Genomic DNA, 14,436 nt, shown 5'->3' with positions numbered 1-14,436 from the left:
TGCAGATGCAGTACGTCCCGCTCGGCGGCACCGACCTGAAGGTCAGCCGCATCGCACTGGGCTGCATGGGGTTCGGTGACCCGACGCAGGGTGTCAACCCCTGGGCCCTGGACGAGCAGGCCGCCGCACCGGTCTTCCGGCGGGCCGTCGAACTCGGCGTCAACTTCTGGGACACCGCCAACGTCTACGCCGGCGGCACCTCGGAGGAGATCGTCGGCCGCGCCGTGCGGACGTACACGCGCCGGTCCGACGTGGTCATCGCCACCAAGGTCGGACTGCCGATGCACGACGGCCCGGAGGGCTCCGGCCTCTCCCGCAGAGCGGTCCACCGCCAGATCGACGCCTCGCTCACGCGCCTGGGCACCGACTACGTCGACCTGTACCAGATCCACCGCTTCGACCCGGCAACCCCCGTCGAGGAGACGATGGAGGCCCTGCACGAGGTCGTCAAGGCGGGCAAGGCCCGAGCCATCGGCGCCTCGTCCATGTGGGCCTGGCAGTTCGCCAAGATGCAGGAGGCCGCTGCCCGCCGCGGACACACCCGGTTCGTGTCGATGCAGAACCAGTACAGCCTCGTCCAGCGCGAGGACGAGCGCGAGATGTTCCCCCTGCTCGCCGATCAGGGCGTCGTCAGCCTGCCGTGGTGCCCGCTCGCCAAGGGCCATCTGGCCCGGCCGTACGGACGGAGCACGAGCCGCACGGCGAACGACCCCGTGGGCCGGCGGTTCGCCGCCGCCGTCGACCGGCCGATCGTCGAGGCCGTCCAGCGCATCGCCGCACGGCGCGGCCTCCCCATGGCCCAGGTGGCACTCGCCTGGGTCCTCGACAACCCGTCCGTCGCCGCTCCCGTCGTCGGCGCGACGAAACCCGCCCACCTCGACGACGCGGTGGCAGCCCTGGACGTACGCCTGGACGAGGAGGAGACGCGGGAGCTGGAGAGCAGCTACACACCGCGCCTGCCCACCGGCTTCTGAACTCCGGCGGGCGCCGCGGTGCGGTCGTACGCTGACACCATGAGCGAGGAGAAGACGTCCTGGCACCCCGGGGAGATCGTCCCGGCCAGCGGGATCTACGAGTGCGACTGCGGCGGAGAGCACCACTGGAGCACCGACGTGAAGGGCCACCGCTTCCCGCCGCTGCCGGACGTGTGCCTGGGGGAGTACTGGGCCCTGAAGACGCAGACCCACCCCGAGAGCGAAGCCGGCTGACCGGCCGTCCCACGCATGCGCCGGCCCGCCGCCGCGCGGCCTGCGGTGGACGCGGCCGGGCGGCGGCGCGACGATGAAGACGCACCGCATTCCGCTCGGATCCTTCCCGCGCGCCTGAACCAGGCGATGGCGAGGTGCGCCGATGAGGCCGAATGCGTCTGAGCCCCTCCCGGCACGCCAAATAGGGGAGTCACCATGTCCATGCTGCTGATCAGAGGAAAGTTCAGGGTCGAGGGCGGCGCCAAGCCGGACGGCGACACCCTCCCGTTCATCCCGGACAACGTGGCCGACTGGAAGCTCGTGCCCGGCGACGGCCAGGTCGTGCCCAAGGCCGACGGGCGCGCGGCCGTCCGGCTCGAAGGGATCGACGCCCTGGAGACCCACTACGGCGAGAAGCCGCCCCACATCGAGCACCAGCCGCTGGGTCTCGCACACCAGGCCGCCGACGCGCTGCTGAAACACCTGGGCTTCGACACCGTCCTGCGCGACGACGACGAAACCGTCGCCACCACACCGGACAGCGTGCCCGGCTGGATCCTCACCCGGGGCGCCGATGCCTACGGCCGCTGCGTGGCCTTCGTGGGCAAGGGCACCCCGCCCGTGTACAGCGGCTACTGGACCGGGGTCGACGAGGACCTGCTGAAGAGGACCGCCAACCACCACCTGCTCCTGCTCGGCCTGGCCTACCCGACCTTCTACTCGGGCCTGCCCGTCTACCTGCGTGAACTCCTCACCGACGCCTCGGAGAAGGCGAGGGCGTCCGCGAAGGGCGTGTGGGCGGTCGACAAGACCCTGCACGGGGCGACCGTCACCGGGATGACCTCGCTCACGCACGAGCTCACCGGAGCGGTGATCCTGCCGAAGCTGTTCCGCCGGCTGAAGGACTACCTGGACTTCACCGGCAACGACACCCCCTCCATGGCGTGCTTCCGCGCCTTCCTGGCCGGCGCCCAGGACGAGTACCGCCTCCTCCCGGACGGCGCAACGCTCTTCAAGGGCCTGCACCAGATCGTCGAGGTCACCTCGGACAACGTCGTGAGAATGACCCACCCGTCCAGGGAGATCGTCTTCACGGAGAAGTGAGCGCGCCCCCTCGCGTCACCCGCGCCGAAGCAGGTACGCCTCCAGCTCCGCGGCCCCGGCCAGCAAGGCCCGCCCGCGGGCGGACAGCCGGCCGTGCCAGTCGGACAGCGCGCCCTGGAGCGGCTCCAGACCGCCGGCCGCCCGGACCCGGGCGATCAGCGGGGCGATCTGCTCCAGCAGGTAGCCGCCCCGTCTGAGCTGCTGGGCCAGCCGGGCGTCCCGTACGGCGGCCTCGTCGTACACGCGGTACCCGGTGAGCGGGTCGCGGCGTGGGCGCACCAGCCCGGCCCGCTCCCACTTGCGCAGCGTCGCGGGCCGGATCCCGAGCTCGACCGCCAGCGGCCCGATGAACGTACCCCCGGCACCGGATCCCGCGCCGGCCCCGGACCCTTCACCGCCCCCGCGCTCCGTACCGGGCTGCAGATCGCGCAGTGCGGTCTCCACCGCCTGCAGGGTCCGCCGGTCGCCGAGCAGCTGGGCGTGGCTCTCGTCGATGAGGCGGAACGCCTCGTCCACCGCTCCCCGGTTCACGGCCCGCATGATCGACGTCGCCGCCTGGTGCCCATGGCCGGGAACCAGGGCGAGGAACGCGCGCAGGGCCCCCGCGTGCAGCGAGGTGTAGGTGCGGTAGCCGTGGGCCGTGCGGTCGGCGGCGGGAAGGATGCCGGCCTCCTCGTAGTTCCTGACCGCCTGCGTCGACAGACCGTGCCCGCGCGCCAGATCGACCGGCCTGAGCCGCTCCCCGCTTTGAAGGTTTTTCCCCATGCCCCCGACGATATCCGGCAAAACCTTCAACCGAGGGTTCAACGATACCGTTGAAGGCATGGCGACCGACATCAAGGACACCGCCCGCGCCGTCGACGCTGCCGCCGTTATGCGGCTGCTCCCGGCCCGGCCCCGACTGCTCGCCCTCGGCGAGCCCACCCACGGCGAGGAGACCCTGCTCGACCTGCGCAACGAGCTCTTCCGGCAGCTCGTCGAGCAGGAGGGCTACCGGACGATCGCGATCGAGAGCGACTGCCTGAAGGGCGTGGTCGCGGACGACCACATCACCTCCGGCACGGGCACGCTCGACGAGGCCATGGAACACGGATTCAGCCACGGGTGGGGCGCCTTCCCCGCCAACCGCGAGCTCGTGCGCTGGATGCGCGCCTACAACGACGGCCGGCCCGCGCCCGAGCAGATCCGCTTCGCCGGCTTCGACGGCCCGCTGGAGATCACCGACGCCGCGAGCCCCCGGCAGGCCCTGACCGCACTCCACCACTTCCTCTCGACCCGCGTGGACGAAGACCTCCTGCCCTGCACCGCGGAAACGCTCGACCGCCTGCTCGGCACCGACGACCGGTGGACCGACCCCGCCGCGATGATGGACCCGGCCCGGTCCGTCGGGCAGTCGGCGGAGGCCGCCCGACTGCGGCTGCTCGCCGACGACCTGGTGGCGCTGCTCGACCAGCAGATGCCGCACCTCCTCACCACGACCTCGCAGGAGGACCGGTACCGGGCACACCTGTACGGGCGCACCGCCCTCGGGCTGCTGCGCTACCACCAGGCGATGGCCGACACCTCGCCGGCCCGCATGACCCGGCTGGTGAGCGTGCGGGACCAGATGATGGCCCACAACCTCCTCGCCCTCGCCGCCCGGGGTCCGGTGTTCGTCCACGCCCACAACTCCCACCTCCAGCGGGGCAAGAGCACGATGCGGATGGGCGGGACGCCGCTGCAGTGGTGGAGCGCCGGCGCACTGGTGAGCACCCGACTCGGCGAGGACTACGCCTTCGTGGCCACGGCCCTCGGCACGATCCGGCACCGGGGAGTGGACACCCCGCCGCCGGACACCGTCGAAGGGATCCTGTACGCACTCCCGGATGGCCACCACGTCGTCGACCCCCGGAGCCTGGCCGCGACGCTCACCACCACGCCCCACGCGCTCCGGGAGTCCCCCTGGTTCGGCTACGCCCCACTGAATCCGGCCGACGTGGCGACCATCGACGGCCTCGTTTTCGTCAAGGACGTCTCCTAGCGCCGCTTCACTACCCGACTTGGAGCGCGTAGGTCACATCGAGCCGGAAGTCCCCCGAGGACCCGGAGATGCTGAGGCTGTGCGGACCGGTCGGGAGGGAATCGAGCTTCACCCACAGTCCGCAGGCCCGTGTGCTGAACGTGCCGGCCTCGCGGGTCACCGGGTTGCCCTGCACCCCCTTGATGCGGATCGGCACCGCCGCGTGCCGGACGACGTCCAGCGGCTTGCCGTCGAGCACGGCCGTGCCGTTGGCGTCGGCCATCGCGGTCTTGCAGTCGTCCGCGGTACCGGTGAAGTTCACCACGGGGAAGGCCACGGGCAGTCCCGCGGGCACGGAGCACGTGCGCCGGCTCTCCCCGCCGAAGTTGCCGGCGAGGAACCACACGTCCGGGGCCTGGTTCTCGGCACAGAAGGTTCCGTCCGGGTCCCTCACCGGGTTGGAGTCCCGGGGAGCGGAGGCGGCCCAGCTCCACCAGCGGCCCTGCAGCGCGGCCGGATCGGCCAGGCCGCCCGCTCCCCCCGACGGCGACGCGCCCCCGGCCGCGGACGACGCGGAGGCGTCGGGCGACGACGCCGGCGCCGACGTGGTGCAGCCGGCCGCGAGCGCGATCGCGGCCATCGACAGGATCAGAGTTCTCCCCCGGTACATCCCCGCAGGATATCCGTGCCGCCCACCCGCCCCGCCTCTGGGACCCGTCACGCTGCCCCGTGGAGAACGCCGGGTCCCGTCCGAAACGGCGGTCCGCGATTGTCCGATTCTCGATGCTTGTAAGGGGAACACAGTGCGCCTTCCCGTGAGTTCACCGAGGGGAACCGGGGGGAGTCCGGCACGGCTCACCCCGGCACGACAGATCGTGGGCAAGGAGACACCGTGCGCATACTCTTCACCGGTCCGGCGGCAGCCGGCCACCTCTTCCCGATGGTTCCGACGGCGCAGGCGCTGCGTGCGGCCGGGCACGAGGTGCTCTTCGCGGGCTCGCAGCCGCTGGGCCAGCTTCGTGAGGCGGGTTTTCCGATCGTCGAGATCGGTGACGGCCGCACCGTCCGTGACGTCTTCGAGCAGGCGACCGGCGAGGAGGTGAAGTACGTCGCCCATGACATGACGACGGAGCAGATCCTCGACCGCGCGGCCCACGGCTTCGCCCTGGTCTCCCTCCCCACGGTGGACGGCCTGCTGGAGGTCGCCGACGGCTGGGGCGCGGACCTGCTGGTCTACGACTCCTTCCAGGCCTCCGCCCCCCTGGTCGCGGCCAAGCTGAAGATCCCGTCGGCGATCCAGAACTTCGGCGTCACCTCCGGCCTCGACATGGTCGGCCGGATCGCCGCGCACTTCACCGAGGCGTACGAGTCGTACAAGGTCGCCGGCCCCGCCGCGCCGACCCCGCTGAACATCGTCCCCGCCTCGCTCGGCGGCGACCCGGGCGGCCTGCGGATGCGCTACGTCCCCTACAACGGCGGCGGCACCATCCCGGCCGAGCTGCTCCGCCGCGGCACCCGCCCGCGCGTCGCCATCACCCTGGGCACCGTCCTCACCGAGATGGACGGCGTCCGCGCCATCGTCCGCCTGATCGAAGCCGCTGCCTCGGTGGATGCCGAGTTCCTCCTCGCGGTCGGCGACGCCGACCTCACCGCGCTCGGCACCCTCCCCGACAACGTCCGCCCGCTGCCCTGGGTCCCCCTCGCCGAGCTGCTGACCGCCTCCGACGCGCTGATCCACCACGGCGGCTCCGGCACCCTGCTCACCGCCCTGCAGGCCGGTCTGCCCCAGCTCCTGCTGCCCCAGGGCGCCGACCACTTCGCCAACGCCGACGCCCTCACCGCAACCGGCGCCGCCCTGCGCTCCGCCTCCGACGACGTCGACGCCCCGCTCCTGAACCGGCTGATCACCGACCCGGCGCTGCGCGAGGCCGCCGTACGCCTCGAGGCGGAGAACGCCGCTCTGCCGACCCCGGCCCAGACGGTCCCCGCCCTGGAGGCCCTGGCCGCTTCCTAGGCCGGGTGCATGGGTGCGGCTCGGCAGGCGACGGCGGGTTTCCTCCGTTCGCCCGGCCGGGCCGCACCGCTCTACTTGAGGTGCTTCTCTACTCGAGGGGCTTCGAAGAGGTCCGCGGCCAGTCGGGGGCGGGGTCCTCGGCGAGGAGCGGGCGGATCGCGCCCAGGAGTGCGCCGATGCAGACGTCGCGCAGTTCGGTGCGGGTACACCTCTGCCGTGTCGTCTGCGTGAGCCAGTCCACGCACAGGACCTGGACGAAGACCAGCCAGCTCTTCAGTACGCCCGACACGGCCTCCCGGCTGGTGGCGTCGGCGAGCGGGAGGACACCGAGGAGGCGCTCGCGCAGGGCGTCGAGTTCGTCCGTGATGATCGTCTGGACCAGGGGATCGCCGGCGAGGACGCGGTTGGCGGCCAGGACCGTGTTGCTGTTCTCGTCGAAGTACGCGATGTGGGCGTCCAGTCCCTCCGTGAGCTGTTCCACCAGGGTGTCCGCGGGATCGAGCCGGGTCCTGGCGAGCAGTTGCTCGGCGACCTGCCGGTAGAGGGCGGCGAAGAGGTCCCGCTTGTTCGGGAAGTGCTGGTAGAGCAGGGCGCGGGAGACCCCGGCGCGCTCGGCGACGTCCTCCATCAGCACGTCGTCGTAGCGGTGCGCGGCGAAGAGCCGGGCCGCGACGTCGAGGAGTTGGGCGCGGCGTTCGGCGGGGCTGAGTCGCTTGCGGGGAGGCACGGATCCAGCTTACTTGACATGTGTCCAGTAGCGGTGGCTAGCTTGGTTGACACACGTCTAGTAGGCGGAGGGGATGACCGGCTATGGCCAAGGCCAGGATCCTGCGGGGACTCGTCCGGGCGATGGGGTACGCGTGCCTCGCCATCGGGCTCATGCACGTGCTGCTCGGCAACCTGGCGATCCCGGGCGCCGGTTCGGCCGGTCCGACGATCGACAGCCTCGGGCGGTTCTTGGGGGCGGTCTTCGCCGGGTACGGGCTGGCCTGGCTCTGGGCGGCCCGGCGCTCACCCATCCCTGCCTCGGCCGTGCGCGGGCTGGCCGCGGTGTTCCTGCTGGGCGCTCTCGGACGGCTGCTCTCGCTCGCGGCATCCGGATGGCCGCACTGGTTCCAGGTGGCGCTGACGGTCCTCGAACTGGTGCTGTCGCCGGTGTTCTTCTGGCTGGCGGACGCAGAGGAGAAGGCGCTCGCGGGGGTGAAGTGAGCGCGGGTGCGGGCGGGGCTCAGGAGGAAGACCGCGGGCCCACGCCGTGGAGGAGGGTGTCGATGATGCGGGCCGCGAGCGCGTCGGGGTCGGGGTCCGGGGCCGGCTCGCGACGGCTGTCGGCGGCGTCTGCCCCTCCGTGCAGGGCTTCGCTGATGAGGGCATAGAGGACGCGCCGCACCCACTCCAGGTCCGCGTCCTGGGCGATCACGCCCTCGGCCTGCATCCGGCCGAGCAGTTCGGTGCAGCGGTGCGCGATCTCCTCGTGCGTCCGGGCGGCCTGCTCGCTCTGGGCCGCGGCCGGCCCGAGGGCGAACCCCCAAGCCCCCTTGACGCGCAACACGTTGGCGGTGGCGCGGTGCAGCGCCACCAGCGGAGGGGCTGTCTCGGGATGGCCGTCCTCGACGGCTTCGGCGAGTTTCAGCGCGGCCTCGGCGGCCAGGGCGTCGACGAGGGCCTGCCGGTTGGCGAACCGCCGGTGGACGGTGGTGCGGGTGACTCCGGCCGCCTCCGCGACCTGTTCCATCGACGCGGCCGGATTCTCGGCCAACACCTGCTCCGCGGCCGCCAGGATCGCGCGGACGCTGCGTTCGGCATCGGCCCGCAGCGGGCGGCCTGCCGTCTTGCTCATGTCGTACCTCCAGCCAGTCAACAAGCAGACGTTACAGCGAGGGCGCGACTCGACCATTATCTGCAACATTGATGTTGCAGATAGATCCAAATCCGATACTCTCATGTCGCAGATAAGCGATGATAGGAAGCATGAGAGAAGGGGCACCACTGTGCGCACCACTGCTCTGATCACCGGCGCGTCCTCCGGCCTCGGTGCGGAGTTCGCCGCGCAACTCGCCGCGCGCGGCCACGACCTCGTCCTGGTGGCCCGCTCCGCCGACCGCCTGGCCGCCCTCGCCGACCGGCTCGGCCAAGCCCACGGGGTGAACGCCCACGTCCTGGTCCAGGACCTCGCCCAGCCGGACGCCGCACGCCGCGTCGGCGCCGAACTGGCCGACCGGGGCCTGAGCGTGGACGTGCTGGTCAACAATGCAGGCTTCGGCACCTGTGGCCGGTTCGAGGAGATCGACGGTCAGCGCGACCACGACCAGCTGATGGTCAACGTCGTCTCGCTCGTCGACCTCACCCACGAGCTACTGCCCGGCATGCTCGCCCGCGGCCGTGGCTCGGTGGTCAACGTGGCGTCCACCGCCGCCTTCCAGCCGACGCCGTACTTCGCCGTGTACGGCGCCTCCAAGACCTTCGTGCTCGACTTCAGCCTCGCGCTGCGCCAGGAGTACCGGCGCCGCGGCATCCGTGTGCTCGCGCTCTGCCCGGGACCGGTGGAGACCGGGTTCTTCGACGTCATCGGGACCCGGGAGGCCGCCGTGACCGGGTCGTTCACCACGCCGGAGCCGGTGGTCCGCTCTGCGCTGCGCGCCCTCGACCGCGACCGTGCGTACGTCACCCCCGGCCTGAGCAACGCGGTGACCGCCCACCTGTCACCCCGCCGGCCCCGCACGATGGTCGCGGCGATCGCCGAGCGCCTCTCACGCGGCGTCCGGGACGTACCCAAGACCGTGCAGCGGACGACGGCCTGACGCAGACCTGCGGGGGTGCTCCTGTCTCTTGGGTCGAGGGAAACGGGGGCGCCTGGGGACGGTGAGCCGGGCAGCATGGTGGGGTGGCTGATCTGCTGTGGGATGACGTCAATTGTTTCTTCGATCCGGACTTGACGGGGTCGTTGCCGGACGTGCGCGTCCCGGATGCCTCGGTGGAGGACTGGCAGGCGGTCCTCGATCTTGTTGCGGAGAAGGGCTGGAAGTGCCAGTACTCCGAGGGAGGGATGGTGCTTCCGGTGCCTCGGGCAGAGGCCGTGCTGTCCCGTCCAGCTGATGCCGAGCACCCGGACCTGCGGGTCTGGCCGGCCGCCGATGTGTTGGCGATCTTCCGTTTCCATGCCGACGATGAGGTCGACTTCGACGTCGACCTGCGGGAGCTACAGGGCCAGGATCGACTCGATGTGTTCTGCGGCTTCCTTCGGGAGATCGGGCGGCGGCTGGGCAAGCCGGTGTTGATGGACCCGCAGGGCGACAATGGCCATCCGGTGATCGGCTTCGATGTCGAGGCCGATCGAGTCGTTGTCCTTGCAGACCCGCTGGTCAGGTGACTGAGGCTGACGGCTGCGGTTCGCAGAAGGTTCCGTCGCGGAGCTAGCCGGTGCTCAAGCCCCCCTCAGCGGCGTCCCTCGGTGCCTTCGGACCCGGTGACACCACCACCCCGGATCATGAACAACAGGGGGAGTCATGCCGGACCCAAGGCCGGAGGCCCCATTGCGGAGCCAACGAAGACCGTCACAGGGGGCGGCGCTCCCGAGGGCCCCCGCGGCCGCACCGCCCGAAGGCGACGGGGAGCAGCCGCCGCTAAGACTGCTCTTCCCCCGCGGTGAGGTTGTGCCACGCATGTCCGCAGGTGCCCTTGCAAGAGGTCTGCCGGCGGCGGGTGTCGGCGACGGCGAACACGGCTTGCATCGCATAGCCGGCCACCTCCTGCAGCACCCCCTGCCGACGCGCTGGGGAGAGGCTGGAGAACCACGCCGTCCCGTCGTCCAGTGTGCGCAGCTCCTGGGCGATCTCGTTGACGATCCGCTCGGTCTCACGCCGGAACGCACTGTCGTACGCGTTGCCCTGCTCGGTCATCTGTTGATCATTCCACGATGCCGGTCGGCCGGACCGGTCAGGCCGGCGGATTCCCCATGGACATGTGGATCACGCTGTACGTCTCGTCCTTCCTCGGCGGCCGGGTCCAGGAACGGGAGGTGAAGGTGTGCAGCCGTCCGTGGGTGATCGCATGGCGCGGCAGATGGGCGCCGAACTCCGCGCTCACCGCTTCCAGTAGAGAAGTTTCCACTTGGGTGCTGTCCTCCCCGTGCCCGATGAAGCGGTCCGGGTCCAGAGCCGGTGGTATCTCCCCGCTGCGCCGGACCTTCCCGTCCTCGTACGTGAACGCGTACTGCTCGGTGCCGCCTCGCGCTACGGAAAGGTGGAAGAAGGGTTTCCCGTGCCGCGTCCTCAGGCCGCTCCACACCACCACCGCGCGGGTGCCCGCGCCGGCGGCCGCGGCCGGGGAGACGAACCGTTGATCGTCGAACGGAGCAGGATCGCCGTCGAAGGCGAAGCTCCAACGGGCGCCGGCCCGGCCGATCGCCATGAGGGCCTTGTCGTCGTAGGACGAGAACTCCCTCTTCCCCTGCAGCGACCGCTCGCGCGCCTCCAGGAACGTCATGGGTTCGTTCAGCACGGTCCCAGTCCCGGTCCCGTTCCTGTTTCCGGCCTCGGCCTCGTCCGCGAGACGGCCGGGAAGATCCTCCGGCTCCACCCCTTCCACCAGGACGAACCGGTAGGAAGTCCGGCCGTTGCCCCGGTCCGGCCCCGCGAGCCACGCCAGATCGCGCCCGTCGAGCCCGGCCGTCGGCCTCGGTGTCTCGCCCGCCTGCCCGCCCCTCGGCGTGGACAGCAGCTCGCGGCCCCGCTCCGGGGTCAGCAGCGGCCCGAGCAGGGGGTCGGCAACCCATCCCAGCGGCGCCAGGTGGTCCGGCCCCAGCGGCTCCCACAGGGGCAGGGCCTCCCGCAGCGTCCGCCACGCCCCGTCGGTGTCGCCCCACCGCGCCAGCTCACGTGCCCGCTCGACCGCCTCACCGAAGGGTCCGGTCGCCGTGTACCGGTACGTGCGGCCTCGGATCTGCTCCAACGTCGCGTACGCCAGTGTCACCAGTTCGTCACCGGCGCCCCGCAGATCGAACTTCAGCGTGGAGTCGTCCCGGAACGAGTGCGCCGCGTGTTCGCCGACCAGCGGGGGCAGCAGCTCGGCCGCGTACTGCGGGTCCGTCACCACGTGCTCGAAGTTCACCATGGAGGTCTGGCCCAGCAGGCGCCGTATCTGGTCGCCCAGTCCGCCGGCCCGCGGCCTGCCGTACTCCCTGGCCTCGTCCAGCGCCTTCAGGGCCCGTTCCCAGTTGCCGCGCAGCGCCTCCAGCCGGGCCGCCTCCACCCGGGCATCCAGCTCCCGCGTCGTGTCGTTGGCGAACACCGGCTCCCCGTCAGCCCGGTGCGCCTGCAGCGCATGGAACTCCCGGTACATGCTCTGCATGAACTCGAGGAAGTTCGCGTGCCGCTCGGGTGCCTCGCCCCGCCAGCCGGCCCAGGTGTACACGGCCCACTCGCCGTCCTCACCCACGTCCTCGGGGTCCATGAGGACATAGGTGATATCGGACTCGACGTCGAGCTGCAGCCCGCGCCGCCAGATGTCCGCCTCCAGCCGCTCCTCGGGCCCGGCGTCCTCCTCCAGGTCCTCCTCGAACATGTCCGCGAGTCCGGACTCGTTGTCGTGCCAGTGCGCATCCCCGGCCCCCGCCAGCAGCCACACGAAACCGCCCGCATGCCGCCACCCGTCGCTGACCTTGAGGAAATCCCGGTACGAGGGAGGCATCCGCCGGCCCAGGCGCTCCTCCATGGCCGCGATCCGCTCCTCCGATGCGGGCGGGAACCCCAGCCACCGCGCCTGCCGGGCGGCCTCGTCACCCTCGCTCGGTGTCTCACCGTCGGCCGGGCAATCCGACCATTCCCCACTCCACTTGAGCAGGAAGGGCAGCCAGTCGAATGTCGCGGTGTCCGTCATGCTCCCGATGCTGCCACCCACCACTGACAACGCCACAACGCCCCGCCAAATACCCGCCCCACCCCCGTCATGACCCGGTGTGTGACACGTGCTCCCTCGGCCGCCCCGTCCTCAGGTGCCTCACGTTGACGCTCGAAGCCCTCGCCACCGCCACCGGGTTCAGGAAGCGCAGCGGTCCGATCAGGCGGGACGCGAACAGGTACATGTGCCGCGCCAGCGACTCATCGCGCGCCGCCGCCGAGAACATCAGCCGCTCCATGGGATTGAGCGGGCGGCCCTTGGCGAAGTCCGCGCCCAGGTACTGGTGACCACTCAGCCGGCGCCGGTGCCTGCGTGCGTACACCGCGAGCGACCGGTCGAGATCGCCCCGACCGGTAGCGGCGGAGGCGACCGCCTCTGCCAGCCACCCCGCGGACTGCAGCGCCCATCCGCACCCCACTCCCCACAAGGGGTCGCCGGTCAGGGCGGCGTCACCGATGAGCGCGACGCCCGGCGCGGTCGGCCTGCGACTGTGGAGCGGGTAGTTGACCGCACCGATGATCTTCGTGATGCGCTCGGCCGAGTCGATGGGCGGTGCCTCGGGCAGGGCGCGGACGAACGCGAGGAAGCTGCCCTCCAGGTCTTCCCGGAACGCCGGCAGCCGCTTCTTCTCCGGGAGCACCGCGATGACCGTCACCCCGTCGTCATTGGGAAACGCGTACGCCATGTCGGGATCGAGGAACCAGGTGTGACCGATCCCGTCTCGCAGCGGAAGGTTGCGGAAGTGCGCGAGATAGCCGAACCGCCCGTTCTCGTACGTCCGAGCAGGCACCCCGGCGAACCTGGCCACGGCCGAGTCCTTGCCGTCGGCGCCGACCACCAGCCGGGCCCGGATCTCACGCTCGCCCTCCGGCGTCGACGCCTGCACCCCCACGGTCCGCCCCGCTTCCCGGACCAGCCCGGTCACCTGGTGGCCGAGGAGCAGATCGACGCCGCGGGTCGCCCCCGCCCGGGACCTGAGGAGCGGATCGAGGGTGCTGCGTCGGATGTTGTACGCGTACGGCAGCTCCGGTCCGCCCGGCACGGCCCTCGGCTCGATCCACCCCCAGCGGGTGTACCAGCGGGCGTCGTTGCGGACGGCTCCGGCCTTCTCGAGCTCGGGGACGAGGCCGAGCTCGTCCAGCACCGGGTAGGCGCTGGCCTGGAGGGAATGGGTGCAGAGCACCTTGTACGCGGCGGGGTCCGAGCGGCGTTCCAACAGCGCGACGCGGACGCCGCGTCGCGCGAGCAGGATCGCCGCGGCGCTGCCGGCGAGGCCGGCTCCGCTGATGACGACGTCGTAGTCGTATCCCGCGCTCTCGGGCTGGGCCATGCGCTGATCGCTCCCATCGGGTGGGGTGCGGTTCGGGGGAGTGGTGCCTTGCCAACACTGTCAGGCGCATGACCACTTGTGGAGAGCCGCGGATCGGCTGTCCTCCCTCCGGCTCTAGTCCTCCCAGAGGCGGGCCAGGTGTGCATGGAGGACCTCCTGGGCCTGCCGCGCAGTGAGGTGCCCGATGAGGACGTGGGTGGTGAGGCCGTCGGCGAGGGCGAGGAGGGCGCGGGCCTCCCGCTGCGGGTCGAGGGCCGCGGCGGGGGAGCGGTCCGCGGCGGGGGCGCGGTCCTCGGCGGCTTCCGCGAGGAGCCGGGCGAACACCTCCTGCAGGCCGGCGTAGTTCACCCGGAGGGTCTCGGCGAGCGGTGCGCTGACCGCCGCCTGCGCGACGAAGGCGAGCCAGACCCGGGCCTCGGCGCGGTGCTCCTCGCGCAGCAGGGCGACCTCCGTTGCCGCGTGGCCCAGGGCGGACGCGGCCGACTGGGCGGGGCTGCGCACGAGCCGGGCGCGCACCCGTTCGCCGACCCGCTCCCCGACGTACCCGAGGGTGAAGGCGAGCATTTCCTCCTTGGTGCGGAAGCAGCGCTGGACGGCGCCCATCGACACCTCGGCCCGGCCGGCGACATCGCGCAGGGTCACGCCCTCCAACCCGCTTTCGTCGGCGAGCCGGCACACCGCCTCGGCGATGAGCCGACGCCGACCCTCGTGGTCCACCTGCCTGGGCATGTGCCTTCGCCTCCCTGCGCTCCCTGCGCTTCCAGCGCTTCCAGCGCTCCTTGGTTTCCACCGCGGACGCTCGCACCGCACAGCTTATTCGATGCATCCGCATCGGTTTCCGTTGTACGGTTCCGATGCAAGCGAATCGATGCAAGCGCATCGAAAAAAGGAGGACCGGAGAGTG

Annotated in this window: 16 protein-coding genes; 8 read left to right on the top strand and 8 right to left on the bottom strand. The window is 71.4% G+C overall.

Annotated features, from left to right (window positions below; genetic code table 11):
* Positions 1-5 precede the first annotated feature (5 nt).
* The 3 genes from ABZ924_RS09625 (at position 6) to ABZ924_RS09615 (ending at position 2,291) form a co-directional block, all read left to right on the top strand.
* A complete protein-coding gene (locus ABZ924_RS09625; protein ID WP_361906339.1) occupies positions 6-974 on the top strand; it encodes an aldo/keto reductase in 969 nt (322 codons plus the stop codon).
* A 39-nt stretch (positions 975-1,013) separates the two neighbouring features.
* On the top strand, positions 1,014-1,208 hold the full coding sequence (locus ABZ924_RS09620) for a hypothetical protein (RefSeq protein ID WP_361906337.1): 195 nt from the start codon (positions 1,014-1,016) through the stop codon (positions 1,206-1,208).
* A 195-nt stretch (positions 1,209-1,403) separates the two neighbouring features.
* The gene (locus ABZ924_RS09615; protein WP_361906335.1) at positions 1,404-2,291 is read left to right on the top strand and encodes a nuclease; all 888 of its coding nucleotides are present in this window, start codon (positions 1,404-1,406) and stop codon (positions 2,289-2,291) included.
* A gap of 15 nt (positions 2,292-2,306) precedes the next feature.
* Here ABZ924_RS09615 and ABZ924_RS09610 read toward each other — a convergent pair whose 3' ends face one another.
* On the bottom strand, positions 2,307-3,056 hold the full coding sequence (locus tag ABZ924_RS09610) for a TioE family transcriptional regulator (RefSeq protein ID WP_361906333.1): 750 nt from the start codon (positions 3,054-3,056) through the stop codon (positions 2,307-2,309).
* A 58-nt stretch (positions 3,057-3,114) separates the two neighbouring features.
* On the opposite strand from ABZ924_RS09610, the gene ABZ924_RS09605 reads away from it, so the two are divergent.
* Positions 3,115-4,311 (top strand): erythromycin esterase family protein, encoded by a 1,197-nt coding sequence (locus ABZ924_RS09605; RefSeq protein WP_361906331.1) that lies wholly within the window; start codon positions 3,115-3,117, stop codon positions 4,309-4,311.
* 10 nt (positions 4,312-4,321) lie between these two features.
* On the opposite strand, the gene ABZ924_RS09600 is transcribed toward ABZ924_RS09605, so the two are convergent.
* A complete protein-coding gene (locus ABZ924_RS09600) occupies positions 4,322-4,960 on the bottom strand; it encodes a signal protein (RefSeq protein ID WP_361906329.1) in 639 nt (212 codons plus the stop codon).
* A gap of 222 nt (positions 4,961-5,182) precedes the next feature.
* On the opposite strand from ABZ924_RS09600, the gene ABZ924_RS09595 reads away from it, so the two are divergent.
* A complete protein-coding gene (locus ABZ924_RS09595; protein WP_361906327.1) occupies positions 5,183-6,304 on the top strand; it encodes a nucleotide disphospho-sugar-binding domain-containing protein in 1,122 nt (373 codons plus the stop codon).
* An 88-nt stretch (positions 6,305-6,392) separates the two neighbouring features.
* Here ABZ924_RS09595 and ABZ924_RS09590 read toward each other — a convergent pair whose 3' ends face one another.
* Complete coding sequence (locus ABZ924_RS09590) at positions 6,393-7,031, bottom strand: helix-turn-helix domain-containing protein (RefSeq protein WP_361906325.1); 639 nt, start codon at positions 7,029-7,031, stop codon at positions 6,393-6,395.
* An 83-nt stretch (positions 7,032-7,114) separates the two neighbouring features.
* Here ABZ924_RS09590 and ABZ924_RS09585 point away from each other — a divergent pair, with 83 nt between their 5' ends.
* Positions 7,115-7,513 (top strand): DUF4345 domain-containing protein, encoded by a 399-nt coding sequence (locus ABZ924_RS09585; RefSeq protein ID WP_361906323.1) that lies wholly within the window; start codon positions 7,115-7,117, stop codon positions 7,511-7,513.
* 19 nt (positions 7,514-7,532) lie between these two features.
* Here the strand turns inward: ABZ924_RS09585 and ABZ924_RS09580 are convergent, their stop codons facing one another.
* Positions 7,533-8,144 (bottom strand): helix-turn-helix domain-containing protein, encoded by a 612-nt coding sequence (locus ABZ924_RS09580; protein WP_361906321.1) that lies wholly within the window; start codon positions 8,142-8,144, stop codon positions 7,533-7,535.
* 151 nt (positions 8,145-8,295) lie between these two features.
* Here ABZ924_RS09580 and ABZ924_RS09575 point away from each other — a divergent pair, with 151 nt between their 5' ends.
* Positions 8,296-9,105, top strand: coding sequence for an SDR family oxidoreductase (locus ABZ924_RS09575; protein WP_361906319.1), 810 nt, complete (start codon positions 8,296-8,298; stop codon positions 9,103-9,105).
* An 83-nt stretch (positions 9,106-9,188) separates the two neighbouring features.
* Positions 9,189-9,674 carry a hypothetical protein gene (locus ABZ924_RS09570; RefSeq protein WP_361906317.1) on the top strand — a complete coding sequence of 162 codons (486 nt, stop codon included), beginning with the start codon at positions 9,189-9,191 and terminating at the stop codon, positions 9,672-9,674.
* A gap of 253 nt (positions 9,675-9,927) precedes the next feature.
* Here ABZ924_RS09570 and ABZ924_RS09565 read toward each other — a convergent pair whose 3' ends face one another.
* From ABZ924_RS09565 to ABZ924_RS09550, 4 genes are all read right to left on the bottom strand, one after another.
* On the bottom strand, positions 9,928-10,203 hold the full coding sequence (locus ABZ924_RS09565; RefSeq protein ID WP_361906315.1) for a DUF5958 family protein: 276 nt from the start codon (positions 10,201-10,203) through the stop codon (positions 9,928-9,930).
* 37 nt (positions 10,204-10,240) lie between these two features.
* Positions 10,241-12,181, bottom strand: a complete 1,941-nt coding sequence (locus ABZ924_RS09560; RefSeq protein ID WP_361906313.1) for an SMI1/KNR4 family protein — start codon at positions 12,179-12,181, stop codon at positions 10,241-10,243.
* A 67-nt stretch (positions 12,182-12,248) separates the two neighbouring features.
* Complete coding sequence (locus ABZ924_RS09555) at positions 12,249-13,532, bottom strand: NAD(P)/FAD-dependent oxidoreductase (protein ID WP_361906311.1); 1,284 nt, start codon at positions 13,530-13,532, stop codon at positions 12,249-12,251.
* A 114-nt stretch (positions 13,533-13,646) separates the two neighbouring features.
* On the bottom strand, positions 13,647-14,261 hold the full coding sequence (locus tag ABZ924_RS09550; RefSeq protein WP_361906310.1) for a TetR/AcrR family transcriptional regulator: 615 nt from the start codon (positions 14,259-14,261) through the stop codon (positions 13,647-13,649).
* Positions 14,262-14,436: the final 175 nt, after the last annotated feature.

This window comes from Streptomyces sp. NPDC046876 (assembly GCF_040645035.1).
Lineage (GTDB): Bacteria > Actinomycetota > Actinomycetes > Streptomycetales > Streptomycetaceae > Streptomyces.
Note: the sequence above shows the minus strand (reverse complement) of the source record. Positions and strands in the feature narration are given on the sequence as shown.

Coding starts and splice junctions, on each gene's coding strand:
- ABZ924_RS09625 (WP_361906339.1), top strand. CDS start 6: ATGCAGTACGTCCCGCTCGGCGGCACCGACCTGAAGGTCAGCCGCATC.
- ABZ924_RS09620 (WP_361906337.1), top strand. CDS start 1,014: ATGAGCGAGGAGAAGACGTCCTGGCACCCCGGGGAGATCGTCCCGGCC.
- ABZ924_RS09615 (WP_361906335.1), top strand. CDS start 1,404: ATGTCCATGCTGCTGATCAGAGGAAAGTTCAGGGTCGAGGGCGGCGCC.
- ABZ924_RS09610 (WP_361906333.1), bottom strand. CDS start 3,056: ATGGGGAAAAACCTTCAAAGCGGGGAGCGGCTCAGGCCGGTCGATCTG.
- ABZ924_RS09605 (WP_361906331.1), top strand. CDS start 3,115: ATGGCGACCGACATCAAGGACACCGCCCGCGCCGTCGACGCTGCCGCC.
- ABZ924_RS09600 (WP_361906329.1), bottom strand. CDS start 4,960: ATGTACCGGGGGAGAACTCTGATCCTGTCGATGGCCGCGATCGCGCTC.
- ABZ924_RS09585 (WP_361906323.1), top strand. CDS start 7,115: ATGGCCAAGGCCAGGATCCTGCGGGGACTCGTCCGGGCGATGGGGTAC.
- ABZ924_RS09580 (WP_361906321.1), bottom strand. CDS start 8,144: ATGAGCAAGACGGCAGGCCGCCCGCTGCGGGCCGATGCCGAACGCAGC.
- ABZ924_RS09565 (WP_361906315.1), bottom strand. CDS start 10,203: ATGACCGAGCAGGGCAACGCGTACGACAGTGCGTTCCGGCGTGAGACC.
- ABZ924_RS09560 (WP_361906313.1), bottom strand. CDS start 12,181: ATGACGGACACCGCGACATTCGACTGGCTGCCCTTCCTGCTCAAGTGG.
- ABZ924_RS09555 (WP_361906311.1), bottom strand. CDS start 13,532: ATGGCCCAGCCCGAGAGCGCGGGATACGACTACGACGTCGTCATCAGC.
- ABZ924_RS09550 (WP_361906310.1), bottom strand. CDS start 14,261: ATGCCCAGGCAGGTGGACCACGAGGGTCGGCGTCGGCTCATCGCCGAG.